At 68.1% G+C, this 26,471-nt stretch carries 24 protein-coding genes, 3 pseudogenes and 1 other annotated feature; of the genes and pseudogenes, 11 read left to right on the forward strand and 16 right to left on the reverse strand.

What is annotated here, in order from left to right; all coding sequences use genetic code 11:
• The first annotated feature begins 241 nt into the window (after nucleotides 1-241).
• The gene (locus IE206_RS00230; protein WP_189959348.1) at nucleotides 242-2,542 is read left to right on the forward strand and encodes a hypothetical protein; all 2,301 of its coding nucleotides are present in this window, start codon (nucleotides 242-244) and stop codon (nucleotides 2,540-2,542) included.
• Between the two features lie 98 nt (nucleotides 2,543-2,640).
• On the opposite strand, the gene IE206_RS00235 is transcribed toward IE206_RS00230, so the two are convergent.
• Nucleotides 2,641-3,294, reverse strand: a complete 654-nt coding sequence (locus IE206_RS00235) for a hypothetical protein (protein WP_189959349.1) — start codon at nucleotides 3,292-3,294, stop codon at nucleotides 2,641-2,643.
• Between the two features lie 74 nt (nucleotides 3,295-3,368).
• Between IE206_RS00235 and IE206_RS00240 the strand changes: the two genes are divergently transcribed.
• The gene (locus tag IE206_RS00240; RefSeq protein WP_189959352.1) at nucleotides 3,369-3,521 is read left to right on the forward strand and encodes a hypothetical protein; all 153 of its coding nucleotides are present in this window, start codon (nucleotides 3,369-3,371) and stop codon (nucleotides 3,519-3,521) included.
• A 730-nt stretch (nucleotides 3,522-4,251) separates the two neighbouring features.
• Here the strand turns inward: IE206_RS00240 and IE206_RS00245 are convergent.
• The gene (locus tag IE206_RS00245; RefSeq protein ID WP_189959354.1) at nucleotides 4,252-4,551 is read right to left on the reverse strand and encodes a hypothetical protein; all 300 of its coding nucleotides are present in this window, start codon (nucleotides 4,549-4,551) and stop codon (nucleotides 4,252-4,254) included.
• Nucleotides 4,505-5,257, reverse strand: a complete 753-nt coding sequence (locus tag IE206_RS00250) for a hypothetical protein (protein ID WP_189959356.1) — start codon at nucleotides 5,255-5,257, stop codon at nucleotides 4,505-4,507. Before IE206_RS00250 ends, IE206_RS00245 begins: the two co-directional genes overlap by 47 nt.
• A gap of 259 nt (nucleotides 5,258-5,516) precedes the next feature.
• Here IE206_RS00250 and IE206_RS00255 point away from each other — a divergent pair, with 259 nt between their 5' ends.
• Together IE206_RS00255 and IE206_RS00260 are read left to right on the forward strand one after the other, a co-directional pair.
• Nucleotides 5,517-5,885, forward strand: coding sequence for a hypothetical protein (locus IE206_RS00255; RefSeq protein WP_189959358.1), 369 nt, complete (start codon nucleotides 5,517-5,519; stop codon nucleotides 5,883-5,885).
• 320 nt (nucleotides 5,886-6,205) lie between these two features.
• On the forward strand, nucleotides 6,206-6,562 hold the full coding sequence (locus IE206_RS00260) for a hypothetical protein (RefSeq protein ID WP_189959360.1): 357 nt from the start codon (nucleotides 6,206-6,208) through the stop codon (nucleotides 6,560-6,562).
• Between the two features lie 262 nt (nucleotides 6,563-6,824).
• Here the strand turns inward: IE206_RS00260 and IE206_RS00265 are convergent, their stop codons facing one another.
• The 6 genes from IE206_RS00265 to IE206_RS00290 form a co-directional block, all read right to left on the reverse strand.
• Complete coding sequence (locus IE206_RS00265; RefSeq protein WP_189959362.1) at nucleotides 6,825-8,171, reverse strand: lipase family protein; 1,347 nt, start codon at nucleotides 8,169-8,171, stop codon at nucleotides 6,825-6,827.
• A gap of 365 nt (nucleotides 8,172-8,536) precedes the next feature.
• Nucleotides 8,537-8,875 (reverse strand): beta/gamma crystallin domain-containing protein, encoded by a 339-nt coding sequence (locus IE206_RS00270; protein ID WP_189959364.1) that lies wholly within the window; start codon nucleotides 8,873-8,875, stop codon nucleotides 8,537-8,539.
• A gap of 168 nt (nucleotides 8,876-9,043) precedes the next feature.
• Nucleotides 9,044-9,751, reverse strand: a complete 708-nt coding sequence (locus IE206_RS00275) for a transposase (protein ID WP_189959366.1) — start codon at nucleotides 9,749-9,751, stop codon at nucleotides 9,044-9,046.
• The gene (locus tag IE206_RS00280; protein ID WP_189959369.1) at nucleotides 9,721-10,269 is read right to left on the reverse strand and encodes a helix-turn-helix domain-containing protein; all 549 of its coding nucleotides are present in this window, start codon (nucleotides 10,267-10,269) and stop codon (nucleotides 9,721-9,723) included. The genes IE206_RS00275 and IE206_RS00280 overlap by 31 nt, the downstream gene beginning before the upstream one ends.
• 101 nt (nucleotides 10,270-10,370) lie before the next feature.
• A complete protein-coding gene (locus IE206_RS00285) occupies nucleotides 10,371-10,919 on the reverse strand; it encodes a hypothetical protein (RefSeq protein ID WP_189959371.1) in 549 nt (182 codons plus the stop codon).
• A 577-nt stretch (nucleotides 10,920-11,496) separates the two neighbouring features.
• A complete protein-coding gene (locus tag IE206_RS00290) occupies nucleotides 11,497-12,363 on the reverse strand; it encodes a helix-turn-helix transcriptional regulator (protein ID WP_189959373.1) in 867 nt (288 codons plus the stop codon).
• Between the two features lie 104 nt (nucleotides 12,364-12,467).
• On the opposite strand from IE206_RS00290, the gene IE206_RS00295 reads away from it, so the two are divergent.
• Entirely contained in the window at nucleotides 12,468-13,319 is an 852-nt protein-coding gene (locus IE206_RS00295; RefSeq protein ID WP_226599079.1) for an alpha/beta hydrolase, read from the forward strand.
• Nucleotides 13,320-13,656: 337 nt separating this feature from the next.
• Here the strand turns inward: IE206_RS00295 and IE206_RS00300 are convergent, their stop codons facing one another.
• Entirely contained in the window at nucleotides 13,657-14,052 is a 396-nt protein-coding gene (locus IE206_RS00300) for a DUF3224 domain-containing protein (protein ID WP_189959375.1), read from the reverse strand.
• 297 nt (nucleotides 14,053-14,349) lie between these two features.
• Between IE206_RS00300 and IE206_RS00305 the strand changes: the two genes are divergently transcribed.
• The gene (locus tag IE206_RS00305; protein ID WP_226599078.1) at nucleotides 14,350-15,243 is read left to right on the forward strand and encodes an IS630 family transposase; all 894 of its coding nucleotides are present in this window, start codon (nucleotides 14,350-14,352) and stop codon (nucleotides 15,241-15,243) included.
• Between the two features lie 540 nt (nucleotides 15,244-15,783).
• Here IE206_RS00305 and IE206_RS00315 read toward each other — a convergent pair.
• Entirely contained in the window at nucleotides 15,784-16,965 is a 1,182-nt protein-coding gene (locus tag IE206_RS00315) for a serine hydrolase domain-containing protein (RefSeq protein WP_189959377.1), read from the reverse strand.
• A gap of 223 nt (nucleotides 16,966-17,188) precedes the next feature.
• Here IE206_RS00315 and IE206_RS00320 point away from each other — a divergent pair, with 223 nt between their 5' ends.
• The 3 genes from IE206_RS00320 (at nucleotide 17,189) to IE206_RS00330 (ending at nucleotide 19,008) form a co-directional block, all read left to right on the forward strand.
• A complete protein-coding gene (locus tag IE206_RS00320) occupies nucleotides 17,189-17,833 on the forward strand; it encodes a dihydrofolate reductase family protein (RefSeq protein WP_189959379.1) in 645 nt (214 codons plus the stop codon).
• A 308-nt stretch (nucleotides 17,834-18,141) separates the two neighbouring features.
• Nucleotides 18,142-18,408, forward strand: a complete 267-nt coding sequence (locus IE206_RS00325; RefSeq protein WP_226599077.1) for a hypothetical protein — start codon at nucleotides 18,142-18,144, stop codon at nucleotides 18,406-18,408.
• A 99-nt stretch (nucleotides 18,409-18,507) separates the two neighbouring features.
• Nucleotides 18,508-19,008: an HIT family protein gene (locus IE206_RS00330; protein ID WP_189959381.1), complete on the forward strand. Its 501-nt coding sequence runs from the start codon at nucleotides 18,508-18,510 to the stop codon at nucleotides 19,006-19,008.
• On the opposite strand, the pseudogene IE206_RS00335 reads toward IE206_RS00330, so the two are convergent.
• Together IE206_RS00335 and IE206_RS00340 are read right to left on the reverse strand one after the other, a co-directional pair.
• Nucleotides 19,005-20,229 (reverse strand): annotated as a pseudogene (locus IE206_RS00335) (IS3 family transposase). The gene IE206_RS00330 and the pseudogene IE206_RS00335 sit on opposite strands and share 4 nt — an antisense overlap.
• Nucleotides 19,832-19,960, reverse strand: a sequence feature (AL1L pseudoknot). (Overlaps the previous pseudogene by 129 nt.)
• Before the next feature lie 156 nt (nucleotides 20,230-20,385).
• Nucleotides 20,386-20,799, reverse strand: a complete 414-nt coding sequence (locus IE206_RS00340; RefSeq protein WP_189959383.1) for a hypothetical protein — start codon at nucleotides 20,797-20,799, stop codon at nucleotides 20,386-20,388.
• Between the two features lie 404 nt (nucleotides 20,800-21,203).
• On the opposite strand from IE206_RS00340, the gene IE206_RS00345 reads away from it, so the two are divergent.
• Both IE206_RS00345 and IE206_RS00350 read left to right on the forward strand, forming a co-directional pair.
• Nucleotides 21,204-22,112 (forward strand): COG4705 family protein, encoded by a 909-nt coding sequence (locus tag IE206_RS00345; RefSeq protein ID WP_229853151.1) that lies wholly within the window; start codon nucleotides 21,204-21,206, stop codon nucleotides 22,110-22,112.
• A gap of 277 nt (nucleotides 22,113-22,389) precedes the next feature.
• Nucleotides 22,390-24,115: pseudogene (locus IE206_RS00350) on the forward strand (helicase associated domain-containing protein); the annotation flags it as partial.
• Nucleotides 24,116-24,629: 514 nt separating this feature from the next.
• On the opposite strand, the gene IE206_RS00355 reads toward IE206_RS00350, so the two are convergent.
• The 3 genes and pseudogenes from IE206_RS00355 to IE206_RS00365 all read right to left on the reverse strand — a co-directional run bounded on the left by IE206_RS00355 (nucleotide 24,630) and on the right by IE206_RS00365 (nucleotide 26,374).
• On the reverse strand, nucleotides 24,630-25,142 hold the full coding sequence (locus IE206_RS00355; protein WP_189959385.1) for a DinB family protein: 513 nt from the start codon (nucleotides 25,140-25,142) through the stop codon (nucleotides 24,630-24,632).
• 76 nt (nucleotides 25,143-25,218) lie between these two features.
• Nucleotides 25,219-25,488: pseudogene (locus tag IE206_RS00360) on the reverse strand (IS5/IS1182 family transposase); the annotation flags it as partial.
• 106 nt (nucleotides 25,489-25,594) lie between these two features.
• Nucleotides 25,595-26,374, reverse strand: coding sequence for an NAD(P)H-dependent oxidoreductase (locus tag IE206_RS00365; RefSeq protein WP_189959389.1), 780 nt, complete (start codon nucleotides 26,372-26,374; stop codon nucleotides 25,595-25,597).
• Nucleotides 26,375-26,471 lie beyond the last annotated feature (97 nt).

A 26,471-nucleotide genomic window follows, 5' to 3' on the forward strand; every position in this document is an offset into this window, starting at 1 on the left:
TACGGCTTGTCAGGACGTGCGGCTCGCGCCGAAGGGGGGCTCCTCCGGTGTGCCCCAATGCGGATGAGCCAGATTGTTTCCTGGCAAACCGTAAGTAATGGTAAAGAAAAGTCCGGATTGCAACTAAGCCCGCAGTGAAGCGAGATGCCCTCCTGCTGGAACGTGATTTTGACCATGGCGTCGATTGGTCTGGACCTGATGGGGTGACACCGACATTGCCCCACACAGGAAGAGCACAGGGTTGAGATTCAGACCTCTCACGAAGACGAATCTGCGCCTGGCGATAGGTACGACCCTTGCGGTCGTCCTCGGATCAGGCGTCGCCTCCGCCGTCACCTACACCCCAGGTGCGGAGTTGACGGCACAAGCAGCTGCGAACCAGCGGCCCAACTCCGGCACGAACCCTGAAGCCGGGCCTCCATTCGCCAAGAAGAACGGTGTGTGGGAGGTCAATACGACCGGCCCCACACTACGCAACACCGTCACCGACCCGGACGGCGACAAGAGCAACCTCACCTTCGAGGTGTGGACTACGGATGCCGCCGGAAAACCGAAGAGCCGAGTCAAGCTGACCGATGACAACCAGTACGGCGTCCTCGTCTCTGATTTCGTAGCCTCCGGCAAGGCCGCGCAAGTCACGGTCCCCGCAGGAAGGTTGACGAACGGTGTGACGTACGCGTTCCACACCTCCGCCTATGACGGCAAGCTGTACGAGACCGATTGGTCGCCGTGGACCACGTTCAAGGTCAGCGTCCCCGCCCCGGCCAAGCCCGCGAAGCCGACGAGCTTGGCGAACAACGGCAAACCAGGGGAGTTCACCGTCGCTCTGCCCTCCGGGCACACGGCGAAGTGGGTGGAGTGGCAGCTCGATGCGGCCGCGTGGAAGCGGGTCGACGCCGCCGGCAAGACATCAGTGACCATCGACACTGGACTCCGGGCAGCCGCGCCTACCGCGCCGGCCGCACCCGCCGCGAACAATCACACGCTCAACGTGCGTACCGCCAACGACGATGGCGCCTCTGACGCTGTGTCCGTGGCGTTCACCGGCAATGGAACCGGCAACGGCGACGGGGACCACGCAGTGGACCTCACCCTGCCGGATCCGGTCTCCACCGCGCCAAACCCGGATCAGACCAAGCAGGTCGTCACGGGTAAGATCACCCGGCCGCTCGGGGCACCCGCATCCAGCAGCCCGCGGTTCGCGGCTCCTGCTGCCAAGGAGCAGTGTGGACCGGTCGACAAGGACGGCGGTCAGGCGTGCTTCGGCGCGCCCGTGAAGTTCGAGGACCTGCCTGCCGAGGTCCAGGCCAAGGCGAAAGAGCAGGCCAAGGCGAAGCAGCAGCGGCCCCAGGCTCCGGCTGCGGGTTCCCCGGGGATGACCGACTGGTGCGCGACGAACACCTCCGGCGCGTTCGCCACCCGCACCGTCGAGTGTGAGACCAAGCAGCTTCCCGTCGTCTACCGCGTGGACGGCGAGCCGATCGCGACCGCGTACTTCACGATGACGCGCGAGATATCCCTGGACAATTCAGGGAAGAGCTTCATCCATCGCCTGAACATCCATCCGATCCTGATCGCGCCGACCTTCCGCGCCATCGAAATGGTCATGGCCAACCGCACCTGCGTGGGAAGCACCGCAGCCCAGTGCAAGGACCCGGGCAAGGCCGAGCTGTCGGACTGGGACGGGAAGGCCATCTGGCAGTCCCCCACGGACACGCACGACGCCAACCTGACCACGACGTACACGTGGGACAACTCGACCAGCGGCGCGGAGTACGACCTCCGGACGGACTTCATGATCAAGGGCATCCTGATCGCAGGGAACACGCCCGGCCCGACCCTCATGACCGACTTCCGTTGGGCGATGTCCGACCCCTCGGACCTGGAAGAGATCCGCTGCGACACCAAGGGCACCGGGGCCACGGTGAGCGGCTGCGTGTTCAAGAACGTCGCTCCGAGCTACACGTTCAACGCCGCCAAGTTCCCGCAGGCCGCCGCGCACGCGTGGCTGCTGCAGGAGAAGCTGCCCAACACCATGGGCGTCAAGACCCGTGACACGCCTCTGTACTACCTGCCCGGCGGAAAGCGCGCCGACGGCAAGAACAACCGCGACGTCATCTGCGACGTGGCGAGCTGGGCCAGCACCTACGGTGACGCCAGCGCCATGGATGGAGCCGGGGACAAGCCCAACTGTGACGAGTTCGCGTTCAACGCCACCTACAACAGTGGCGGCATGCCCAAGGCGGAAGGGGGCCTGAACGAGGTCTCCTCCGGCAGCCAGTGCGTGCAGACCTTCACCAAGAAGGCAAGCGACGGGGCCGTGCACCTGTACAACATCGACGGACAGGCGCCCACCTGGCGGGAGGTCTGCGGCCGCTCCGCGATCTCCGGGAAGCACAACAGCGGGTCCATGGGTGGATTCTCCGGGTTCGCCAAGAACATGCGACTGATGGACAAGGACCCGTACTGGCTGGAGACCGGCATGTCCGGGCAGTGCACGACGGACGCCAAGTCATTCAAGTGCAGCCTGCGCGCCAACTAGCGACCCTCCCGGCCGGACCAGTTGGTGAACCGCCAACTGCAGCCGTGACATGACATACGTGTGGGTGGCACACCGTCCGGTGTGCCACCCACACTCTTCTACTGAGTCGGGTCCGGCAGACCGGCGGCAGGCAGCAGCCCCGCCTCGATCTCCGGGCGCGGCAGCCGGAGGCCCAGGTGCTCTCCAACCGTGCCAAAGACACGGGGAAGCAGGTCCTCGCCGTGCCACACCACACCGGCCCTGCCCAGCGCCTCATCCAGCGCGGCGACCTTGCCTGTCGGATCGTCGCGCCCGGGGTAGTCCAGCAAGCTCTCCTCGCCGATCCCCATGCTCCACACCTCCCCGTCGCCCGGCGAATACAGGAGTTTGGCCGGAGCCTGATGGCGGTTCAGCGTCACGCACACCAGCTCCTCGCCCCGGCGTGGCATCGCGTCCCCAACCTCTTCGATCCAGTCGAGGTACCACGTGGCGCACAAGAAGTCCTCCAGCAGGAACGTCCACTCCCCGCTGGTGCCGAACATGCACTGCCAGTCCTTGTACTCCTGCGGTGACCACTGTGCAGCGATGTCCTTGTACGGCACCCCCCGCTCCAGCACGTCCCGGTCCGCTCCCATACGTACAAGGAATTCGATCGGGTCTGCGCCGCGAATCGCGGTAAGAGAGATGCTGCCGCGCATCCCGGACACCCCGCCCCTGGAGTCATCGGCGTGGTGCCCGATCCATGCCAGACCGTGATCCGTGTGTTCTGTCATGGCGGCCACGGTAAAACATCACGGCCTCCGTGATCGAGGTGTCGCGAAGACCGATGCGATCCACCGGGGAGGCCGTGGACGTCGATCTGGTGGCGGTCTGTGATGTCTGTCTGGGCGAGATCGCCGATGGCGGCGGCGTGCTCGAGGTGGACACCGCTGCGGCCGACCGGGTTTGCGCACCTGGCAGGCGAGGGCCGGTACGGACCCGCAGGCTCTGTTCCGTCTGACGCCCGGAGCAGGGCCGGTGCCGTGGGCGGTCCGCGACCACACCTGAGGCACGGGAACGGCCTTCGCCCACACCATCGCGGTGGAGCGCATCCGGTCATGGACGGGCCTGCTGGAGTGGAACGAGTACTTGGCGGACAGGGCGTTCCTGGCGGCGACCAACTGGGTGGATCTCCTGGACCGGGCGCTGCTCCCGGTCGTGCTCCCCGGCGTTTTTCGTCGCGCCGTCGGCCTCTTGGGCGTATGTGTTGGCGTTCTTGGAGGCTTCTTCCGCCGACCTGGCGTACTTTTCGGCGGAGTCGGCGAGCTTGCCGGCGTCGGTGGCATCCTGCTCCGCCTGGTTTGCCGTGCCTTGGGCGACGACGGCCTCCTTCTCGGCGAGGTCGGCGGCGCCGGGGGAGGCGGAGGCGTGCTGGTCGGCTGCGGTGCCACGGGCGCGGGCCGCTTCGGCCTCGGCCTGGTTGGCGCTCTGGGGGCGAGTTTGGCGTCGGCCTGGGCGTCGGCCTCGTTGGCCCGTGCCGCTGCTGCTCTGGCCTTGGCTCCATCTTCTGCCGCCTGCGCGGCGGACTTCATGGCCGCCGCGGTCGAGCGGGCCGCGTCGGCCGAGGATCGTGCCGCGTCCGCGGCAGCCTTGAACGCCGGGGCCACTTCAGCGTTGGCCCGCTTGGCAGCAGCGTCCGCCGCTTTTGCGGCCTTGACCGCCTCGGCCGCCTTCGCCGCGGCGGAGGCAACCTACTCCTGCCCCATCTCCAAGGCGTCCTTGGCCACCAGAGCGGCGAAGTCCGCGTCGATGTCCTTGCCGGAGAACGGCGCGATCAGCGTGATGGCCGTGTTGGCGGGGTCTGCGATGCCGGCCGCGGTGGTGCGGGAGGCGTTCGCGGCCTGGACGGCGATACCGGACTGGAGCCTGGCCATAGCGGCCTCACGGACCGCGCCTTCAGCTTCTGCCTTGGTGCGGTTGGCCGCATGCAGAGCGTTGTTGGCCTCAATGGCGGCAAGGCCGGACAGGCGGGCGGACTCGTGCGCGGCCATGCCCGCGCGGGGCTTCCTGCAAGGTGGCTTCAGCTGCGCTCGAGTTGGCGCGCTGTGCCGCAGCATGGGTCTTGGCGGCTTCCGCTTCAGCCTTGTTCGCTGCCGCGTTGGCGGCCGAGGCCTTGCTCGCCGCTTCGTTGGCACGGGCCGCATGCGCGGTGGCCTCCGCTGCTGCTGCCCGTGCCTGAGCTGCCGCTCCTGCGGCCTCGGTGGCCGCGGACCGGGCTCGTACTGCCGCACCGCTTGCCGTGTTGGCGGCGCCGCGGGCTTGATTGGCCGCCGTCTTGGCGGTGTTGGCCTCCGCCCGCGCCGACTCCGCCGCGGTCTGTGCCGCAGCGGCGTCCGCGGTGCCGCGGACCTTGGCAGCGATCGCCTCGGTGGCCTTGGCCCGGGCCTCCTTCGCGTCGTGTTCCTGCTCGGCCTTGAACGCGCTGTTGCGGGCGTTGGTCTCCTCGCCGCGGGCGTTTTCGTCCGCCTTGGAGGTGATGCCTTCCTGCTCGGCGGCGTGCGCCCGTGCTTCGGCCGCGGTGGCGCCGGCCGCTTGAGCCTCGGCCCGTGCTGCCGACGCCGTGCGGGCCTTGGCCTCCGCACGCGCCCGCGCGGCTGCCGCGTTGTTCCGCTCCGTCTCGGCACGGGCCCGCGCCTGGGCGGCGAGGTTGCGCTCGCGTTCGGCTAAGATCGGGATCCGGTCCCAGACGGACCGCATCCGCTCCTCGGCGTCCCGATCGACGAGGCTGCGGCGGGGGGCAGGTCCCGGACGGTGAGGCCCCGCCGACTGCACCGGTGCCCGCTCCGCGTCCCTCGGCCGATCCCGCCACCGTGGCTGACGGCGGGCAGAACACCGCCGGAGCGAGCACCAGTGCAGACGCTGCTCCGCTCCCGACCGGACCCGAAGAGCCCTCACCCGAGAAGAAGGTGGGGGCGGGCCAGGGGGGAGTGACGCACTAGGTGAGCAGGCTCCGGCGTTGACGGTCGTCGACCGGTATTTCCTCGCCTGTGAGGCCTACGTCGAGGAGTACGGCCAGGAGTCCACCGCGCCGCAGTTGTCCGACCACCTGGCAGCGCGGGGCATCCTGAACCGGAACGGCTCACCCGTTGCGCCGGCCACGCTGCGCCGCTACCTGCTGGAGTTCCGTATCTACACCGTGTGGGCCAAACAGCACGAGACCCAAGCCGATCCCGCCGTCTCCGCGGTGCTGGGGGAACTCGCCCGGCGCGGAGTCACCGGCCAGTACAACCGGCCCCTGGAAGCGGCGACCGTGGAGGAGTTCCTCGCCAACTTCCGCCGCCGCTACCAGGTGTTCTCACTCGACATGAGCAACTCCACCCCTTGACCAGGCGATCGGGCCACTGCGTACAACGGTGCGCATCCCGCGACGGGTGCTACTGCGCATGCTGCGCGCTGTGTGACCGGTGAACTGCGCACCCAGGGACCGGTGCGCACCCTAGGGTGAAGGCAGCCGGTCGGCGGTGTCCCCCCGTCCTCGCCGACCGGCCCTCAGAGGCGGTGCGCGCAGCACTGGCCGGAGCGGGGGACAGGGGGGGAGGGAACCGACGTGATGAGGGCTTGGCTTGTCGATGAGGGGGCACGGCTGACGGCGCTGGATCTGCCCGCCGATGATGCGGTGCGCAGTATGCGCAGATCCGCGGCGCGGTGGGCGGGAGCACCGAGGCCGCCCACTACCACCGCGGCTCGGTGCTGCACGTTCCGGCGACCGGCCGCACGGACGGGCTGGGCCCGAACCTGGCCGTATGGGCGTTGGCGTGCGGCTGGCGGACGATGGAACTGCCCTACCTGCTGTACGGGCCGGTTGCGATCACCGGCCCCTACGACACGGAAGGCCCCGCCGTAGAGGAGCTGTCCGACCGGCTGACTTCGCAACTCCACACCGTGTGCGACACGGTCCGGGAAACCGTGACCGGCTGGCGTACCCGCAGGCCAGCCTCGAACGAGGCAGTACTGAGCGAGCTCCTGGCATACACCCGGCGTGACCTGGCCGCCGTGAGCTGACTGCGCACAACGGACCGCCCACGCGAAGAGTGCGCACGGGCGGTGCGCACCCCGAACTCGCTGCGCAACCCCCGCCGGTGCGCTGCGCACCGAGATGGGGCAAGGGCCCCCAGCCCCTGCGCACCCGGCTGCGCACAGGCCACAGCAGCCCGCACTCCGCCCGCTCTGCGCTGCGCATCCGGTGCGCACCCGCTTCTTGCTTCGCTGGTGCGGTGCGCTCTAAGCGGTCTTGGCGAAGTTCGCTGCGGCCCCCGTCAGGTCCTCATCCGGCGGGGACCGTCTCGTCAGCCGCAAGTGAGTTGCCTTCGGCGATGCTGCCGCAGGAGGACGGGGCCTCCTTGCCGGCGAACCGGGCACGCAGCCAGGCGAGCGCGGTGGGCACCGTGGCCGTGGGCGCGGTCAAGTGGCTGAGGGCGTCGTACTGCTGGTACCAGACCGCGGCGCCCTCGGCGCAGTACTTCCGCGCCAGCGCCCGTGTGTCCCCGGCGACCGTGATGCCGTCGCCCGAGCCGATGCCCGCGATGTTGCTCGTGGTTCCCTCGAGGAAGCCGGCGTTGCCCTGGCCGATGTAGCCGGGGACGGTCGGGGTCGGTGCCAGGCCGAGGTTGGTCTTGTTGACCGCCTCGACGAGCTCGGGTACGGAGTTCGGGTTCGCGTACTCCGGCTTCGCCATCTTCTTCCACGTCAGACCGGGGTAGTGGCCCAGCACGTCGGCGATCGAGGAGTGCTGGTGCTCGTCGACCAGCTGCTTGCCGTAGTCGTTCAGGTACTTCTTGAGGTCGAAGTCGTACGAACGCGCTTGCCCGATGAGCAACTCCGGGATGAGCCCGGACCACACCTGACTGCCTTCGATGTACCTGAGGATGTGCGAGGGCTTCACGAGCACCCCGCCCTCGGCGTATCCCACCAGGCGCTTGTTGACGTCAGGGGCGTACTTGGGCGCGAGGGAGGCAGCCCAGTTGGTCGCGACGGCGCCGCCGGAGTAGCCCATGAGGCCGACGCGCGCGTCGGGGCTGATGCCGGTCCTCGACGCCGCGCTGGAAGCGGCACGCAGGGAGTCCAGCGTGTTGTACCCGTACTCGCGGGAGGCCGTGAGGTGGGCGGCCTGCCCCTCGGTGTCAGGGAGGACGACGTCGTAGCCGGACAGCAGGAGCGGCGCCACGAGCGTGGACTCGCCGTTCGCGATCAAGCCGCCGGGCAGCTTGACGTTGCCCGCGACCGCCCGGGATGGACCGTCTTCGGGGTCGAGCGAGTCGTAGAACGACTGGTACGACACGACCTTGCGGCCGTCGCCACCAGGGCTGCGCAGCACGGAGGTCACGCCTGCGGACGGGCGGCCCTGCGCGTCGGTGGTGCGGTAGAGCAGTTGCGTCGCCTGGAGGGGGGTCGCGATACCCAGGACGTGGTACGGCAGCGTCCGGACCTTGAGCACGTCCCCGGGACTGTACGAGGACAGCGGCTTGCTGCCGTTGTAGGTGTAGAACGCGTCGCTCCCGGCAGTCGTCGACGAGGGCTGCTCCTGAACGCCGGCCGCGACAGCGGGCACGGCGGCGACGGCGAGGGCGACGACGCCCGTGATCGCGGCGTGGCACACTCTGAATTTGCGCATGACTCTCCCGAACGGTGTAAGCGGATCAGAGAGATGACCGCTACGGCCCGAAGGGGGAGTGGCCGAAGGTCGGTTCCGGCGCAACCTAACAAAGGCACACGGCAGTTGACCAGGGGTGCGCCAGAGTCTGCACGGGACGAACAGCGGCTGAGTCAGTGACCCCGCTCCGCCAATTCCCTTGGGGTGCGGCTCTCCTGAAGTGACTGGGTGAGGGCGAGCTGAGCTGGGCTTTCGTTCTGATGCTCTAGTGGCGGGGCTGGGCGCTTCTACCGTTTCGGGCAGATGAGGACTCGCTGCCGCAGTTCCGTCGACCGGTCATCCGGGCCGGCGGCTGCATATAACGAGCCACTTCCAGCCCGGCTCGATCAGTGGATCCACAGAGTGGTCAGGTAGGAGTCGCCGGCCCAGTCCTTCAGGGAGTAGCAGTCGTGCCGTTGGATGAAGTGGCCCACAGGCCCGCCTGAGTCGAAGCTCACGGTGATGTCATTGTTCCCGCTGCACACCTGCCAGACGCCGTGGATGTTGGGGTGGGTGACACCGGCATTGGCGTAACAGGTGGAGCCCGAGTCGGCGTACACAGTGACGTAGTCACTGCCGTCGCAGACCGGGTTGGTGATATCCGCAGGCTTTGCCGTTGCGGGCGAGGCGACGGCAAGGCCGAGCACGACCGATGCGGCGGCTACCCCGATCATGCGCTTGAACATGACGGTCCTCTCAGAGACAAGTCCCGTTACCTGCTCGGTACGGGTGACATGGATCTTCCTCAACCAGGTCCCCGGACGCGAGCCCCACACCGGTCAACCATCCCCAGCCACCGTCCGCTATCCGACCGGCACGCACGAGCGGTCCCGGTCCCACGTCGCCCAGGAACATCAACGGCCCTGTCCCGCCCACGACCAGGACCGGTACACCTTCACCGCTTGATCGCCGAGCTCACTCAAGGAGAGCCGCACCCAAAGGGTCTGAGCGGCTTGGGTGAAGCTCGACGCTGTTCTCCGGATCCGGTCGCGTTGCCGAAGCACCGTCCGGTCGACGGCTTCGCCGATGGCGTCGCTGCTGGTCTGGGTACGCTGGGGGTAGTCCTGGTACCTCGCCTGGCGCCAGACGAGCTCGATGTCGTCCAACTCCGGGCTGTACGGGGGCAGGTAGAACAGCTCGACCCCGATCTTCGCCAGCTGCCGACGGCGGCCCTTGAACGCCTTGGCCACGTGCGCGGAAGCGTTGTCCAGCACGATCGTGCACGGCCGTCGCCGTTCCCGGACCGGTATGACGTCGATGCCGAGGCCGTCGGCGGCCAGGTCCAGCACGGCTGCCCCGCCGCCCAGGCCCGCTAGGCGGACACAGACGAACTCCAACAGCATCCCGGCGTCGACCTTGCCGTTGGTGCGCTGCCAGACCAGGTCCGGCTCGCTGCCGACGATCTTCGCGCCGAGCACGTCGACCCGGCGGTTTCTGGTGTCCCCCTTCGGTACCACTGCCCGCTGCCCGACCCGGGACCAGGTGTAGCCGGTGGGCATGGCTGGAGCGAACCCGGACTCGTCCAGGAAGATCAGATCCCGCCCGCCCGCGTGCGCCTCCATCCGTAAGTCCGCAAGTCCCCCAGCTGCGCCTTCGCGGCCTGCTGGAGGACGGGGTCGGCCTGGTGCCGCAGGCTGCCACGGGTCTGTTTCCAGCGGAACCCGTCACGGAGCAGCAGCTCCCACAGCCAGTCGGCGGAGATCTCCACCCCGCGCTGCCCGCGCAGCCAGTCACGCAGAGCCGGGACGGTCCAGGCGATACCGGCCGCGGCGGACCGGTCCAGCAGGTCGGCCAGCGCGGCGCGGTCCACACCGCCCAGCACCCTCGCCGGGCGGCCCGGACGCGGGGCATCGGGCAGTGCCCCGATTCCACCGCCGTTGAAGCGGTGGACCGCCGCGCGGACGGTGACCACGTTGCATTCGAGCAGGTCGGCCACCTCGGGGGCGGCCTTGCCCCGGTCGAGCAGGCGGATGCACTCCGCGCGCTGCCGCGAATAGCGGGTCAGATCCCGCCGTGCCAGCAGAGCATGCAGCTCGCCATGCTGATCGTCAGTCAACTCGACGCGGAGGATGTTCGACATGGCGTCCCTCCCACAGAACGCCTACCAACCCACAGCCAACTTCACCAGATCCGCTTAGGGCGCTTGTTGTTTTAGCAGGCGGTGTCCGTAGACCGCGATGCCTAGAGCCAGCTCACGCGCACGCTGGTGGCCGCCTCCGGGCCCGTGCCCTCCGTAGGGCGAGCGAGTTCTCCGGACCACACCCGCTGCAGCAGCCTGCGGACCGTATCTGTGATCTCAGGCGCTGCGGTGCGCAGCGCGTCCACGTCCGATGCCGGGATCTGGGCCGGGGAGATACTGGTTTCCTTCAACAGACTGGACACGTCGCCGAGTGTGCGGGCCAGCCATGCGAGCGGATCGCTGGACAGTTCCTCGACGAAGACCCGGGGGCCGGGGTCCCATCCGGTGAAGTGGGGGTGATGGTGGGCCCGGTCCAAGGTGTCCGGGGCGGCTTCTGCGTCCTGGAGGAGATCCACCCGCCACAGCGGGCGGCTGATCGAGATGGGCCGGGCAGCGTAGATGGATCCGGTCAGCTCCCCGCGCTCGAAGATCCGCAGCTCCAGGCGCACCCCAAGCTCGGGAGTCTCCTGCCCCGGCAGGGGATTGGGGTCGACGAAGTAGAGGTCGCTCACCACGACACCGACCCGCTCGAAGCCAAAGGCGTACAACACGTCAACCTCCGGGGAAAGTCTCGTTGGGGTGCAGAGCCTACGGAACTTCGTGCTCCCGCCACACCGTCCCGAACTGGCCAAGGCTTAGTGGTCGACGCTCGAAGTCCTTCGGGGGTTGATCCGAGAACAGGGTTTGTGGCGAGACCGGTCCGGGTTGTTTGGTTGTCGAGCGAGGCTGCCACCAGGGTCGGGCCGCCGTATCAGCGCGGCCCCCGGCCGCTACTGCTCGCCGGGCCCAGTCGCTGATCGCCCAATCTGGCTTTATCGGCGAGAAGCGAGAGCAGATGTCGGAGACGTCGAAGAGCAGCCGGTCGATCAGGGAATCGGTGTCGACGAGTTCCGAGAGCACCCGCGCGCTGCCCGAGGGAGCGGCACACGGCTACCGCTCGTGCCGCGTGACCTGCTCGTCCGTAGCCGGCTTCTTCGACCTCGCTCTGGAGGTCCCGGAGTCCTGGCTCAGACACCAGGGGACGAGTAACCGCCGAGTAGCCAGATCGAAACGGGGTGGACCCCGGGCCCACCCAGGAGCGCAGAGCCGCCACGAGTGACCCGCAACCGGCATACGCGGTCCCGGGACCTACGGTGCGGTCACGCCCGCCGCGTTGGTGTCGTGCCGGTGCTGTGGGCCGAGCATGCGCAACTCGTCCAGCACCGCGGTGCCACCGGGCGGAGGGGTGAAGATCCGCACGCGCTGGTCTGCCGCGGGCGTCGCCAGCACCTCGCAGTCCAGGTCGATCCTGCCCAGGTCGGGATGCACGAGCCGGTATGGGTGCGACCTGCGCACGGCGACCTCGTGCCGGTCCCACAGCGCCGTGAACTCCGGGCTCGCGGCCCGGAGCCGCGTCACAAGCGAGCGGGACGCCCCGTCGTCGCCGCGACGGGTCGTCGCGGCCCGCAGGTCGGCGACCAACTGCCGGGCCTGCTCCTGGTGTTCCTCGACCGCGAAGTGACCGCGGACGCGGGGGTCGGTGAACCAGCTCAGCACGATGTTGCGATCCTCCACGGCGACCGTGCACACGCACCCGAACAGCGCGAGCGCCAGGTCGTTCTGCGCCAGCAGGTCACCCAGATCGCTCACCACCTGCACGGGCACGCCATCCAGGCGGTCGAGGAGGTATCGCAGGCCCGGCCGCAGGTACTCCCCGGCCCGCGCGCCCTCCGGCGGGCGGTGCCCGGCGAGGAGGTACAGGTGGTCCCGCTCGTCCTCGGTCAGCCGCAGCGCGCCTGCCAGCGCGGCGAGCACCTGGACCGAGGGCTGGGAGCCACGGGCTTGTTCGAGCCGCATGTAGTAGTCGGCCGACATCCCGGCGAGCATCGCGACCTCCTCGCGACGCAGGCCCGGGATCCGCCGCCGCGGCCCTTCGACGAACCCGACGTCGCGCGGCGTCAGCCTGTCCCGGGACCGGCGCAGGAAATCGGCGAGGTCAGAACGGTTCAGTGTCATGGTCTGCTCAGGATATCGGTGTCGTGAAAGCGCATCCTGGGACTGCCGCTCCTAGGGCAAGCCCTCCGCTTCCGCGGTGCCCGCGGCGGCGGCACGATCGCCACATGGCCGCCCAAGGCCTGTCCTACGAGAAGATCGGTGGTCGCACCATGAGGGAATCCGTGCTGGAAGTGCCGGGGGCGCGACTGCGCTACGCCGTCCGCGGCGAGGGCCCCTTGCTCCTGCTCGTCGCCGGTGGCCATCACGGTGTCGACGCGAACGAACCCCTCGCGTGTCACCTCGCCGACCGGTACACCGTCCTCACCTACGACCGGCGCGGCCTGTCGGGGAGCACCACCGACGCCCCCGCGACGACGCTCACCACGCACGCCGACGACGTCTCCCGCCTGCTCTCCCACCTCACCCCGGAACCCGCACTCGTCTACGGCACCAGCCTCGGCGCCCTGATCTCGCTGGAGCTGACCGTCAGGCACCCAGGGCAGGTCGCGGCGGTCGTCGCGCACGAACCGCCCGTCACACAGCTGCTGTCGGAACCCGGGCGCGCCCTCGCCCTCGGACAGCTTCTCACCGTCGAGGAGACCTTCAGGGCGGAGGGCGCGGCCCCCGCGATGCGCAGGTTCGCGGCCGACATCGACATCGACCCGAACGACTGCGAGCCAGACGTCCCGCCGCGCGCTCCGGGGCCCGACCACCTGCGGAACGCGGAGGTCCTCCTCACGCACGACATGCCGGCCATCAGGTCGCACGTCCTCGACGTGGCCGCTCTCAAGGACTCACCCGCCCGTGTCGTGCCCGCCGCCGGTGAGAACTCGGGCCACATCTGGCCGCACGCGTGCGCCGCGATGCTCGCCGACGAACTGGGGACGCCCCTGCAGACGTTTCCCGGCGGCCACAACGGATACGTCTTTCACCCTTGCGGAACCGCGGAACGGATCCGCACGGTGTTCGGTTCCTGAGGTGCGATGAGTCCCAGCGGCCGTACCGTCCGTGGGGCACAGTTCCGGAGGTCGCAAGCGGGCCATCGAGCCGAAATGCCAGTTTCGATCCGGCTGCTCGGCGGTTGCTTGTCCCTTGGTGCCTGAGCTGGGACTCCGGGGCCTGGAGGGCGCCCCGGCGTTTGCGCGGTGCTCTCGTGAGACGCCGACATTTCCCCAGCCCAGTGATCGTCAACTGCTCTCCGAGCTGGGCGATAGTCGCTCTCGCTTCTCACCTACGTAGCCACCCAGTCAGGGGGTGTCGCTGACGAGTATGTCAACGACACCCTGATGGTCCCGACGGCGAGGCGGGCATGTGTCAGCCCAGCGTGTACTCCAAAACGTAGGAGTGGCTGCCGTCTTCGGACTGGATGATCTCGAAGGCACCCGAGATCCCCGCGAGGTCACTGGAACCAGTTCCCGGGACCACGCGGATCGCGATCTGCTCACCATGGCTACCGGGTGCGCTGTGCTGGAGGACGAAGGAGCCCTTGCGGCCGTTGAGTTCGCCCGTGAATAGCTCCACGGCGACATAGGCGGCGGGACTGCCCTCGATGTCGGCCACCGACAGCATGTGCACGGTGCTGGTGCCAGCCAGGCCGCCCTGGAAGGTCTTGGTGATCCGCACGCGGCCAAGCGCGGCGCCCGGGCCTTCGTCGAGCACCTCCGGTTCGAATGATGTGAGGTCGAACGTTCCGCTGGCCTTCGTGCTCATTCCGCACCCCTTGAATCTTGATCGTCTGTATCGCGCAGCAGCCTTGCACACAGCACTGACATTGCCTGCACGATGACCATCGAAAGCCCGGCTCAGTACTTGCGGCAGCGGGCTGGCAGGGCGTCGACGTCACGACGTCACGACGTCACGACGTCACGACGTCACGACGTCACGACGTCACGACGTCACGACGTCACGACGTCGCAGGATGCAGGGGCGGGTGTGGCCTGGTGTCGGCCCGTTCTCCGTTGTCCTCGAAGGATCGGCCGCTTTCCTCCCATGCCCGTCGCTTCCGCCGTGCCCGTCGTGCTGACCGCCTCTGAGCGCCACCGGCTGAAAAAGATGACCTACGGCCACAAGACTCCGCATCGGGCCCGGCAGCGGGCAACCATCGTGCTACTGGCGGCCCGAGGGCGCCCCAACGCCCGGATAGCCGCGCAGACTCGGCTGCACGTGGACACGGTGCGCACCTGGCAGGGCCGCTTCGCCGCTGGAGGCATGTCTGCCCTCGCTGACCGCAAGCGGTCCGGCCGGCCGGTCTCGTTCACCGCGCTGCAGGCTGCCGAGGTCAAGGCGCTGGCCTGTCAGTTACTGGCCGAGACCGGCGTGCCGCTGTCGCGCTGGTCGTGTCCGGGGCTGGCCCGGGAGGTGGTCGCTCGGTCCATCGCCGGGTCGATCTCCGCTTCCACGGTGCGGCGCTGGCTCAAACAGGACGCGCTCAAGCCCTGGCAGTACCGGTCCTGGATCTCCCTACGCGACCACGCCTTCCGGCCCAAGGCCGCGCGCGTGCTGGACCTGTACGCCCACACCTTCGACGGCGTCACGCTGGGCCAGGACGAGTACGTGATCTCCGCTGACGAGAAGACTTCCTTCCAGGCGCGCTGCCGCTGCCACCCGACCCTGGCACCTGGACAGGCCCGGGCGATGCGCGTCAATCACGAATACGACCGCGGCGGCGCATTGGCCTACCTGGCCGCCTACGACGTCCATCACGCCCGTGTCTTTGGCCGCTGCGAGCCCAAGACCGGCATCAGGCCCTTCATGAACCTGGTCACCCAAGTCATGACCACCGAGCCCTACGCCAGCGCCAGACACGTCTTCTGGATCGTCGACAAATGCTTGGCTTCATTCATGAGTCGTGACGGCGGTTGTACACGGGTTTGGGAGGCGCCCGTTTCCAAGGTCGGGTGATGTTCACGAGTTTTGAAGGCAGTAGGGGGTTTGCCAGGACAGCATCGGGGTGTTGTCGGTGAAAGGCCCTGGTCTTGCCGCAGACGTCGAAGGTCAAGCTGTACGCGGCGATCCGTCGGGATCACCGGGCCGGCCTGATGATGCGGCAGCTGGAGCGCAATTCGTCGCGCAGACCCATCCGCCCGGGGTGGAGGCGGAGGTCAACTTCGGCGACGTGGCCGTGCGGCTCGCCGGCGAGCTGGTGACCTGCTATCTCTTCTCCTTCCGCCTGTCGTATTAGGCAAGTCCACCAGGTGTTCGCCTCTGTCGGTCAGAAAGCCTTCTTCGAAGGCCACGTGCATGCGCTGCGGGTGCTGGGCGGGGTCCCTCCACAATCTCGCCTCCGCCCGGGCCCGGGTCGAGGAACCAGCTAAGGCCGGCTGAGTGGCAGGCCCGAAGGGGGCTGTGGGATGGTGAGGGGGCAACGCAGATCTGCGGCACAAGCAGGCATTGGTTGCGCCGAGCTCGCTGCCCATTGGCGACCGCGACGACGGCCTCCGCTCACGGGGTACTGGGATCCTCGGCGCACAGTGCGTGGTCGATCAGGGAGCTGGCCGCTTTCTCTTGGTCCAGTATGTGCTTCGGGGTGTCGCCGCGTGCCTCGGACATCGAGACCACGGCACTTCGCCTGGCGTCGTCGGTGACGCCGTTGAGGGTGATGTAGCCGCCGTCCCCGCCCTCGTGGCTCCAGTAGGTTCCTCCGCAACTCAGGGGGCGTTCGACCAGGCCGAGCCCGTATCGGCCGCCGGGCCATAGCTGTTGGACCTCCGCGCTCACGGGAACCGTCTGCTTCATCTCGGCCAGCTGCCGCGTCGGTAGCAGGTCGCCCGCGAGCAGCGCGCGGAGGAAGACGTTCTCGTCCCGAGTGGTCGTGACCCACGAAAGGTTCTCGTGGTCCACCGGTATCTGGTCGGTGACGTCCACCCGGGAACCGGGGCCGAAGAGCTGGTATGCCTGGGCGTGCGGCTGGGGCAGGGTGGGCGAAGTGCCATTCCACAGGGACTGGTCGAGGCCGAGCGGTCGCAGGATGCGGTTTTCGATCTCTTGGTGGGTGGGGTGACCGGTGGCCTTCTGGATGATCATGTCGAGCAGGACGTAGCCGGTGTTGGAGTACGCCCAGCCCTTGCCGGGCGGGAAGTCCGGCGCGTGGGCCACGGCGCGGGCAACCAGCTGCTCGGGGCCGTAGACGTCGTGGCGCTGCTGGTAGTACTCCTTGGGCGTTGTGTATCCGGGCAGGCCGTCGGGGATGCCGCTGGTGTGCTGGAGCAGCTGGCGGATGGTGACCCGGCTGCCGTCGTTGCCCCTACTCTGCACCACTCCCGGCAGCCAGTGGTCGACCGTGTCGTGAAGGGACAGCCTGCCCTCGGCCTCCAGTTGGAGGACCACCGTGGCGACCAGCGCCTTGGACGTGCTGGCCATGCGGAAATAGCCATTGGAAGGGACCGGGCGGCCGGTGTCCAGGTCGGCGGTGCCGCTGGTGGCGACCGACTGCCGACCGTCAGGTGCGATCACGCGGACTTGCACACCGCTGATACCGAGGGCGTGGATCGCCTCGGCGTCCTGGCGTAACCGCTCCACGGGGGAGGGCCCGGCGGGCTTGGCGCTGGTGGTGGCCGCGCAGGCGGCGAGCAGCGTAGCGACACCAAGTGCCATGGCGAGGTGCTTTCGCAGAATCGAACTCATGGCTGGATGCTAGTTTCGGCCCCCACGGAGTGCGATCCGGCCAACCCCATGATCGGAGTTGGGATATCCCCCCCCAGCGCGTGCCTTGGGGGTTCAGAAGACAGACTCTGCCGCGCATTGAAAAAAGTTGCGGGCCGCTGTCGATCCGGCCGCGTCCCATTCGACGTCATGATGTGCGGCGCCTCGCCACACAGTGACGCGACAGGACCTGACGAGGAAACACGTGGATCAACTGCTGAGAGTGATGAGTTTCAACGTCTCGAGTGAGGGGATCGGTGCCGGTGAGCACCAGAGTCTCGAGCGACCGTTCGGCCACGGCCATCCCGAGAGGCTGTTCGCCTGGGCCGGAGCCACGGCGAGCTGGCCCATGCGCACGGATTCCGGAGGGAGCCGGGGCCTCGACGACTACTTCACGCGAGACTTCGCACGCAACATCGGTGCCGAGATCATGGGCCGCAACAAGTTCGGGCCCCAGCGTGGGCCCTGGCAGGACCATGAGTGGCGCGGCTGGTGGGGGGAGGAGCCTCCCTTCCACACGCCGGTGTTCGTCATGACCCACCACGAGCGTCCGTCGTTCACGCTCTCCGACACCACGTTCCACTTCGTTGAAGGCGAACCGGCCGAGGTCCTTGTACGGGCGCGGGAAGCGGCGCGGGGCAAGGACGTCCGACTCGGCGGCGGGGTCACCACCATCCGGCAGTTCCTTGATGCCGACCTCGTCGACACCATGCATGTGGCGGTCGCGCCGGTAGAGCTCGGGTCCGGGCTACGACTTTGGGAGTCCCCCGATGAGCTGCTCGACCGCTTCCACCTGGAGATCGTGCCCAGCCCGAGCGGCGTGACGCACCACCTGTTCTGGCGAAGGTGACGCAAGGGCCCACTCGGGGCCGGCTGAAAGGCTGGTCAGGCACTCAACGACCAGCCGTTCGGCGGACTCGCCCTGATCAAGCGCCCTCTGACACCTGCAGGGCTGCCTCGACGGCCCGCCGCCCTCACGGGCTGCGGGCCGTCCCACGAAGTGACGTCATTTCTCGCGAACATTCACGGCCCGGCAGACCGCCCGTCGACGCTCAAACCGATGGACGGACGCTGCTTGAAGTGAACGAAGCCAACGGCTCATCCCACCGAGGGAAGAAGGCCATAGATCGCCTGACCAGGGCGTTTCCGAACGCTGTCATGGTCCACACCCCCGTGCACGCCTCCTGGACGAACCAGATCGAGATCTTCTTCTCCATCGTCCAGCGCAAGGTCGTCTCGCCCAACGACTTCACGGACCTCAGCGAGGTCCGGGACCGGCTCCGAGCATTCGAAGACCGCTACAACTCCACAGCACAGCCGTTCCAGTGGAGGTTCACCACCTCCGACCTGGACGATCTGCTGGCCAGGCTCGACCGACACACACTCGATCAGCAGGAAGAATCCTCCGCCCGTCTCTCCGCATGATCAACCCCCGAAGGACTTCGAGCGTCGACCACTTAGAACCTGTGCTTGATATCGAAGGCCTGTGTTCGACAGGTGGACGTCTCCGCGTAGGTTGCCGCTATGACGAACGACTGGCGAAGGGATCGGATCGGGAGCGCCCTGCGGGGCGAGAACCCAACGGTGTTGCGGCATTTGGAAGCGGGGTTCGCGGCGATTGGGGACGTCCAGTTCCTGCCGGGATACTCGGTGCTGCTCGTGGACGATCCGCAGGTGCAGCGGCTCTCCGACCTTCCGAAGGCGAAGCGGCTGGCCTTCTTGTCGGACATGGACGCGCTGGGCGAAGCAGTCGAGCGCGCTTGCCGGCGGCTTGACCCAGCCTTCCGCAGGGTGAACCTGGAGATCCTCGGCAACACGGATGGGTTTCTGCATGTGCATGTGTGGCCGCGATTCGATTGGGAGCCGGAGGATCTTGTGCGCATGCCGGTGTGGCTCTACTCCCTGGAGCATTGGAGGGACGAACGCTATGCCCTGTCTCCGCGGCATGACGCTCTGCGAGAGGCCATCGGAAAGGAGTTGGACCTCCTGACTGTCAAGCCCCGGGTTTCGTGGAGAGTGAGTTAGCTGGTTTTCTGGAGTGGCGCAGGGGGTTCGGCCGTGTAATAGGCGGCCTCGCGCTCGGCCGGGGTGACGTGTGCCCGAGCTCGCCGTGCAGGCGTCGCTGGTTGAACCAGTCGATGTACTCGGCGACCGCGATCTCAACGTCGTTGATGGACGTCCACGGCCCCTTGTTGCGGATCAACTCGGCCTTGAACAGGCTGTTGAACGCCTCGGCGAGGGCGTTGTCATACGAGTCCTCCTTGGAGCCGACCGAGGCCACGGCCGCCTCGTCGGCGAGGCGTTCGGTGTAGCGAATGGCACGATATTGGACTCCGCGGTCGGAGTGATGTGTGAGGCCGGTGAGGTCGGTGCCAGTGTGCCGACGGCGCCAGATCGCCATCTCCAGGGCGTCGAGCGCGAGGTCGGTGTAGTGGCTGGTGGCGACCTGCCAGCCGACGACCATGCGGGAGAACACATCGATGACGAAGGCCGCGTAGACCCAGCCGGAGAAAGTCCTGATGTAGGCGATGTCGGCAACCCACAGGTGGTTTGGGGCAGTTGCGGTGAACTGCCGCTCGACCAGGTCGGCCGGGCGGTCGGTCTCCGGGGCCGGCCGGGTAGTGCGCGGGCTCCTGGCACGGATCACCCCGCGAAGTCCTGCCAGCCGCAGGAGGCGTTCGACCGTGCAGCGGGCCACCTCGACTCCTTCGCGGACCAGAGCCGCGTGGACCTTGCGGGCGCCGTAGACGCCGTAGTTGTCGGCGTGAATCTGGCATATCTCCTCGGCGAGCTGCTCGTCGCGCATGCTGCGGGCCGACGGTGGGCTGTGGGCGGCGAAATAGGTGCTCGGCGCGATCGGCGCGTCTGTCTCGGCGAGGACGTCGCAGACCGGCTCGACGCCGAACGTTTCCTTGTACTGGTCGATGTAGGCGACCTTCATCGCAGTGGACGGTCCAGCTCCGCGGCGAAGAAGGCGGACTTCAATATCGCGTTCGCCCGCCGCAGTTCCTTCGCCTCCCGCTCCAACTCCGCGATCCGGGAGGCCTCCGCGCTGGTAGTCCCGGGCAAGGTGCCCTCGTCGATCTCAGCCCGCTTCACCCACCCACGCAGGGCCTCGGGATGTACATCGAGCTGGTCGGCAATCCGCTTGATCGCACCGGACCGGCCGACCGGGTCCTTGCGGGCCTCGACGGCCAGGCGCGTAGCGCGTTCACGCAGTTCGTCGGGGTACTTACGGGGGAGCAGCCATGAACGGCATCCTTCCGGGACTTGATGATCTCCATCAAACCGGGGGCGATTCATGTAGTTGTGGATGGCGTCCGATCCCGGTGCAGGGCACGAGTCCCTGCCCTCGGGGCACCCATACGCGGGTTCTACGTCAAGGGTGTGCCATCGACGTGGTCACCGGTGGCGTTGCATCCGCCCCGCCAGGGTGTTCTCGGCACGACGCTCGTCACGCGGGAGTCGGCGGGCATCCCAGCCACCTGTGGAACTGGACTGCGAGACCTCAAGGGCCCGGCAGGAGACGGCGCGCGGCACCCGGTGACTGGCCCTCTGGTCGGTGATGAAGTCCGCAACCACCACTTGTCGTCCTTGACCCACAGGACCACCGTTTCCGTCGGGCTGATGGTGCGGTGCACGGTATCGCGCGGATGCAGATGCGGAGTAGGCGTACGCGCTGGTGATTTCCTTGGCCTGGGCGGCCATGAGAACGGCTGCCAGGTACTCCTCGGCGCGCGGCGGAGTGATCTTCCCGGCGTCATCGAAGAGGGGCGGCGGGGTGATCGGGGAGTACGGCCCAAGGTCTGCGCCCATCGCGCCGGCAGTGGTGATCGCGGTCCGCGATCGTGCGCCACTGCCGAAAGCGATCAAGAGTCCGCAGGGGCTGCCGCAGTCCAACCAGCTGGTTGTCGAGGTGATGTCCCGGGCCTTGGCCAGGATCCTCGCTTGCACAGTTCCTGCATAGGAATTGATCCCACTTTGTCAGTATCGTTTTCGCCGCAACGCCAGAGTCGGTCTCATCGGCAGGGCAAATCCCGTGGAGGCGCGGGTGATGGGCGGGCGTGACACCCGACGGCTCGGCCGGCCGTGCGGGGCCGTCGCTGCTCGGCCTCACCCCGCAGCAGCGAGTGCTCATCGAATTCGCTCCTTCGGGTGGCGATCGGCTCCGACAGCCGGGAACAGGCCGCCGAGTCCGCCGGCGCTGGCACGATGACCCGGTGGACACCACGGACATCGCGGCGCAGCGCGACCAGGTCGGATACGTGCTGCGCAAGCTTCCCCAAGTAACTCTGCTGTTTTGGGCGTTGAAGATGGTGGCGGTGACCCTGGGGGAGACCGCCGGCGACCTGCTGGGCATCACTTTCGGGCTCGGCTACGTGACGACGGCCCTGCTGTTCCTGGCCTTCCTTACGGCCGTCGCGGTAGCCCAGGTGCGGGCCGGGCGCTTCCACCCGGCCCTGTACTGGGCGGTGATCCTTGGCACCAGCATGATCGGCACCGAGATCTCCGACTTCCTCAACCGCGGCTTCGGGCACGGCAGCGCCCCCGACGGCATCGGCTACGCCTGGGGCGCGGCCCTTCTCACCGGCCTGCTCGCCGGGGTGTTCGCGATGTGGTGGCGCACCGGGCAGACCCTCGACGTGGAGAACATCACCAGCCGCCACGGGGAGGTCCTGTACTGGATCGCCATCCTCGTCTCCAACACCCTGGGCACCTCCAGCGGCGACTGGCTGGCCGACGACACCGGGCTGGGATTCCGCAACGCTTTCTTCCTGATCGCAGCGATCATGCTGCTGATCGTCGCGGCATACCGGTTCACCGCCGCCAACCGGACCGTGCTGTTCTGGCTCGCCTTCATCCTGACCAGGCCGCTGGGTGCCGCGGGCGGCGACTCACTGACCAAGCCGACCGCCCAGGGCGGCCTCGGCTGGGGAACGCTGTGGGGATCGGTGGCGTTGCTCGGTTCGCTCACCGCGTTGGTCGCCTGCCAGATCTGGCAGGTCCACCGGCATCCGCTGGCTCCGCTCCCGGCCCCGTGCGACCGCCGTACCGGCCTGCCCCAGCGCCCCAACGCCGACCCAGCGACCGGCGATTCGGTGCGGAAGCCGACCCCGACACAGATCTGAGTTCCACGCCCGGCAGCGCGGGGCGTCAGAAATCTGTCGTCCGCCAGCTGCGATGTCGCCGCTGGGGGGCGTCGAACTCAATCGTCCAGCGCGTCCAGTCGCCCTCGCTGGTCGCCAGGATCACGAGCTCGTCCGCGACGGGGCCGGGGAGAACTCCGGCCAGAGAGGGGCCGGGAGCTGGTCGGCTCAGCACTGGCGGGGGCGGAAGAATGCGTGGCCGAGCGCCCCGAGGAGCAGCGTGGTATCCACGCCGGTCTCCAGGTCGAAGGTCTCGGGCAAAGAAGCCCGGCGGGGCCGGCGCCTGGCACTCCTGCAGACCGCCCTCCTCGAGCACGCCGCCGCCCCACAACCTCAAGCCCGTCATGACGTTCCACCAGAAGGTCGAGGAAGCCGCCGCGTTCGCGGACAAGCTGCCCGAGACCGCCGCCGAGCCGTACGCCAACGAGACGTCCGACGAAGCCCTGGCGAGGGCGGAGGCAGTGCCGAAGTCGTCGATCGACGCGGAACTGTACGACCGGGAAGCCGGCCGCCACGTGCCGCCGGACCGGGTGTGGTCGGCATGGCTGTGCGGCGACCACCTCGTCGCCGAACGCCGCGAAGTCCTGCGCCAGTTCGCAGGCGGCATCAACGAGGACAACCGGCGCGTGCACCGGGCCTTCCTCGCCAGCTGCCGCGTCCTCGGAGAAGGCATCTGCATCACCGGCGAACGAGGCTTCGAACCGTCTGCTTCGCAGACACCCGCGGCTCCCCAGGTCGAGATCGTCCAGAACATCGGCCGCGCACTCCGACTCAACAAGGACGGCACCACCAAGGTCGCGCGCATCATCGTGCCGGTGTTCCTGGAACCCGGGGAGGGCCCGAAGGACATGGTCGCCTCTGCCTCGTTCCGCCCCCTGGTAGCCGTCCTCCAGGGCCTGCGCTCGCACGATGAGCGCCTGGTCGAGCAGCTCGCCTCCCGTACGCTCACCGGCGGGAAACGCAAAGTACACGTCCGGCGCGATGAGGACGCGCGGATCGTCGGGGCCAGCGGCGAAGGCGACAGCGAGGACCAGGAGGACGGCACCCAAGTCGCTGCCGAAGCAGCCCTGCTCCACTTCTCCAGCCCCAGGTACGCGGCGACCATCGCGGTGTTCCTGCGCACCCGGGTCTACCGGCCGGAATCGCTCGTCTGGCTGGAGGGCTACCAAGCCCTGCTCCGCTGGCGGAAGAAGAACCAGATCACCGGCGTCCACGCCGTGCCGTACGACACAGAGACCGAAGTCGGCGTCACAAGGACTTCCCCCTCGGCCGATGGGTCCACCAGCAGCGCAAGGCGCTGAGAGCCGGGGAACTCGAGGAACGGCGCAAGACAATGCTCGACGCGCCGGAGGCCGGGATGGTGTGGGAGCCGGGCGAGGAGGCGTGGGAGGCCAAGCTGGCCGCCCTGCGGTCCTTCCGGCGCGGCGGGCGACCGGGCACCTCGCGCGCCGGCAGGACGTCGTCTGGGGCGAGGACGACCAGATGGTCCCCCTCGGACAGCACCTCGCCAACCTCCGCCGCAAGGGCGGCCTCGGCAAGGACCCGAAGCGGGCCGCCGCACGCGCGGAGCAACTGACCACGATCGACGCCGACTGGAACTGCCCCCAGCCACTCAACTGGCAACGCCACTACGCCGTCCTGCGCGATCTCACCGAAACCGACGGACACCTCCCCGACCTCGCACCCGGCGCCACCTTCGACAGCGACGACCTCGGCAAGTGGCTGGCGCAGCAGAAACAGCCGGCCACCTGGGCGCAACTTCTCCCCGAACAACCGGAACGGCTGACTGCCCTGGGCATCAAGCCTGTTGAGGCCCCGCCACCCACGCCGGCGGCAATGCCCGCGGCGAAGGGGCAGGGAAAGGCTCACCAGCATTCCAGAGAGGTCTTGCGGCACTCGCACAGTGGGGGGAACGGGAAGGCGCCCACCGGCCCGTACCCCGCGGCCATGCCGAAGAGATCACGGTCGACGGAGAGATCGAGCCAGGTCGTTGAACCGCTCGTACATCGCGGGGCACAGAGAGACCCCGGGCCTCAGATGCCCGGGGTCTCATACGTCGTCCTGCGGGCTACCAGCGACGCAGGTTCTTGACGAGTTCACGGTGCCACTCGGTGCGGCGCGGAACGTACTCATCGGGCGCCGTGCCGAGAGCGACGGCCTGGAACACCCGGAGTGGGAGGCCGCATTGAAGGCGATCGACGAGGACTGGAACCCCGACTGGACTGCGGAGTGGCCGAGGAACAACGCCGCGCTGCCGGAGCTGGTGCGTGACGAGGAAGGCCCGGCGGAGGTCCTGCCGGGTTCACCGTGCACGGGATGGACGTGGCAAGTGGCTGGCCCGGCAGCGGAAACCCGAGGTGTGGGCGGCCCTGGCGGAGGGGCAGCGCGAGCGCCACCACGGGGCAAAGGCTCTTTGGTTGCGGCACGAGTTGACAGTTCCGTCGCCAACGGCCAGTGCGTACACCCCGGCGTGGCAGGGTCAACGCTCTCCGCTCGACGCTATACGCCGGTGGTGCCGTCGATGCGTTCCCGGAGCAGGTCGGCGTGGCCGTTGTGGCGGGCGTACTCCTCGATCATGTGGACGTAGATCCAGCGGAGGCTGACGTCCTGTTCCATGAAGCGGCCGGTGTCGGTCAGGGCACGGTCGGCGCAGTGCTCGCGGGCGCGGGCGATTTCCGCGTGCCAGGTGGCAAGAGCGTTGTGCAGGGTGGCGCCCTGGGCCAGGGCGAAGCCGCCGTCGGGGCCATCCGGGTCGGCCTGCGGGTCGTAGATGGGCGGGGCCTGTTCTCCAGCCAGCACTCGGCGGAACCAGTTCCGCTCCACCTCGGCCATGTGCTGGACAAGACCGGTCAGAGTGAAGCCGGACGGCGGCACGGACGCGACAGCGGCCTGCTCATCGTCCAGGCCCTCGCACTTCATGGCGAGTGTCGTGCGGTGAAAGTCAAGCCAGCTTTCGAGCGTGGTGCGCTCGTCGGCATTCAGGGGCGGCACAGGGCGTTCGACGGTACTCATCGGTCAATTATCGCCAGCAGCCGAACCCGTTGGCAGGCGCGCCTCACAGCAGGGCGAACGGTGCTTGATGCGGCACCAGGTGGCCGATGGCTCCGGCCCCGATCCACTCGTCCCGCCTGCGGCGGATCGTGGTCGCCGAGCACGACTTGTCTGCGACCCGCTCGTGGCCCATCCCCGACACCAGCGCCAGGACCAGGACCAGGACCAGGACCAGCTTGTCAAAGACCGTCTCGTCCGCGATCCGCGGCCGATGACAGCTCAGCGGGTGAGCGTCCTCACGATCCGGGAGCAGCGCGAGGAACTCCTCACGGATCGGGTCGATGACGGACGCAGGCACGACAGCCACACCTTCTCCTAAAGATCGCAGAGCGTGAGCACCTCCATGATCATGAAGAGAGTGGCTGCCATGCCGCCCTGTTCCTCGTGTCCATGACCTATATCGGCAGACGCTCCTAGCCGCGCAGGTGCAGCCCGAAACCCGTGCGGCCCGCGGGCTCCAGGCCCTCCTTCAGGTGCAGCGAGGGGATCTCGTAGTCGCCGAAGTTCTGCCGCCGGAATGCGACCGGCTCGGTCGACTCCAGGGTGAGCAGGCGCTGCTCCCATGCCTTGGCAACGTCCGGGTACTCCTCAGCGGTCATCCGGTCGGTGCCGTACAGCACGAACGGCGGCAGCACCTCGATGCCCGGGTAGTAGAGGATGCCGTGCTGGATCGGGAACAGCAGATCGTCGATGGGGCCGTTGATCCCGCGAGCGGCGTAGTGCGACTCCGGGCCGCCGGTCGTCACCGACAGCAGAGCCTTCCGGCCCGCGAGGGTGCCTTCGCCGAAGCGCTCACCATACTTGGTGTCGCTGTGCTCGCCGACGCCGTACGCGAAGCGGTAGGTGAACACCCGGTCCACCCAGCCCTTGAGGATCGCGGGCATCGTGTACCACCACAGCGGGAACTGGAAGATGATCGTGTCGGCCCACAGCAGCTTCTCCTGCTCGGCGAGGACGTCCGGGGTGAGCGCCCCGGTGTCGAAGGCCCGGCCCGAGTCCAGAGCGACCTTCAGCGGGCGTGAGGCGTGGGGGCCGTAGTCCGCGGCGTCCACGACCGCCTTCCAGTTCATCGCGTACAGATCACTCACCCGCACCTCGTGCCCGGCGCCCTCCAACGTGGACACCGCGAGGTCCTTCAGCGAGCTGTTGAGCGACTTCGGCTCCGGGTGGGCGTGGACGATCAGCGTCTTCATGGGAACAACTCCTTCGGATCGGATGCCGTCGATCCTGGCCGCTGCGGCGCCCGTCGTTCAGGGACGCCTCTTCCGTCGGACGGGACTTCCTGGTACT

It is taken from the genome of Streptomyces violascens, from assembly GCF_014649955.1.
In the GTDB taxonomy this organism is placed as follows: Bacteria; Actinomycetota; Actinomycetes; order Streptomycetales; family Streptomycetaceae; genus Streptomyces; species Streptomyces violascens.

Bases quoted from the DNA above. Each gene is read 5' to 3' on its own strand.
- IE206_RS00235 (WP_189959349.1), bottom strand. From the start codon at position 3,294: ATGACAGAACACACGGATCACGGTCTGGCATGGATCGGGCACCACGCC.
- IE206_RS00245 (WP_189959354.1), bottom strand. From the start codon at position 4,551: ATGGCCGCGCACGAGTCCGCCCGCCTGTCCGGCCTTGCCGCCATTGAG.
- IE206_RS00250 (WP_189959356.1), bottom strand. From the start codon at position 5,257: ATGCGGTCCGTCTGGGACCGGATCCCGATCTTAGCCGAACGCGAGCGC.
- IE206_RS00265 (WP_189959362.1), bottom strand. From the start codon at position 8,171: ATGCGCAAATTCAGAGTGTGCCACGCCGCGATCACGGGCGTCGTCGCC.
- IE206_RS00270 (WP_189959364.1), bottom strand. From the start codon at position 8,875: ATGTTCAAGCGCATGATCGGGGTAGCCGCCGCATCGGTCGTGCTCGGC.
- IE206_RS00275 (WP_189959366.1), bottom strand. From the start codon at position 9,751: ATGGAGGCGCACGCGGGCGGGCGGGATCTGATCTTCCTGGACGAGTCC.
- IE206_RS00280 (WP_189959369.1), bottom strand. From the start codon at position 10,269: ATGTCGAACATCCTCCGCGTCGAGTTGACTGACGATCAGCATGGCGAG.
- IE206_RS00290 (WP_189959373.1), bottom strand. From the start codon at position 12,363: ATGACACTGAACCGTTCTGACCTCGCCGATTTCCTGCGCCGGTCCCGG.
- IE206_RS00295 (WP_226599079.1), top strand. From the start codon at position 12,468: ATGGCCGCCCAAGGCCTGTCCTACGAGAAGATCGGTGGTCGCACCATG.
- IE206_RS00300 (WP_189959375.1), bottom strand. From the start codon at position 14,052: ATGAGCACGAAGGCCAGCGGAACGTTCGACCTCACATCATTCGAACCG.
- IE206_RS00315 (WP_189959377.1), bottom strand. From the start codon at position 16,965: ATGAGTTCGATTCTGCGAAAGCACCTCGCCATGGCACTTGGTGTCGCT.
- IE206_RS00325 (WP_226599077.1), top strand. From the start codon at position 18,142: ATGGTCCACACCCCCGTGCACGCCTCCTGGACGAACCAGATCGAGATC.
- IE206_RS00330 (WP_189959381.1), top strand. From the start codon at position 18,508: ATGACGAACGACTGGCGAAGGGATCGGATCGGGAGCGCCCTGCGGGGC.
- IE206_RS00340 (WP_189959383.1), bottom strand. From the start codon at position 20,799: ATGGGCGCAGACCTTGGGCCGTACTCCCCGATCACCCCGCCGCCCCTC.
- IE206_RS00355 (WP_189959385.1), bottom strand. From the start codon at position 25,142: ATGAGTACCGTCGAACGCCCTGTGCCGCCCCTGAATGCCGACGAGCGC.
- IE206_RS00365 (WP_189959389.1), bottom strand. From the start codon at position 26,374: ATGAAGACGCTGATCGTCCACGCCCACCCGGAGCCGAAGTCGCTCAAC.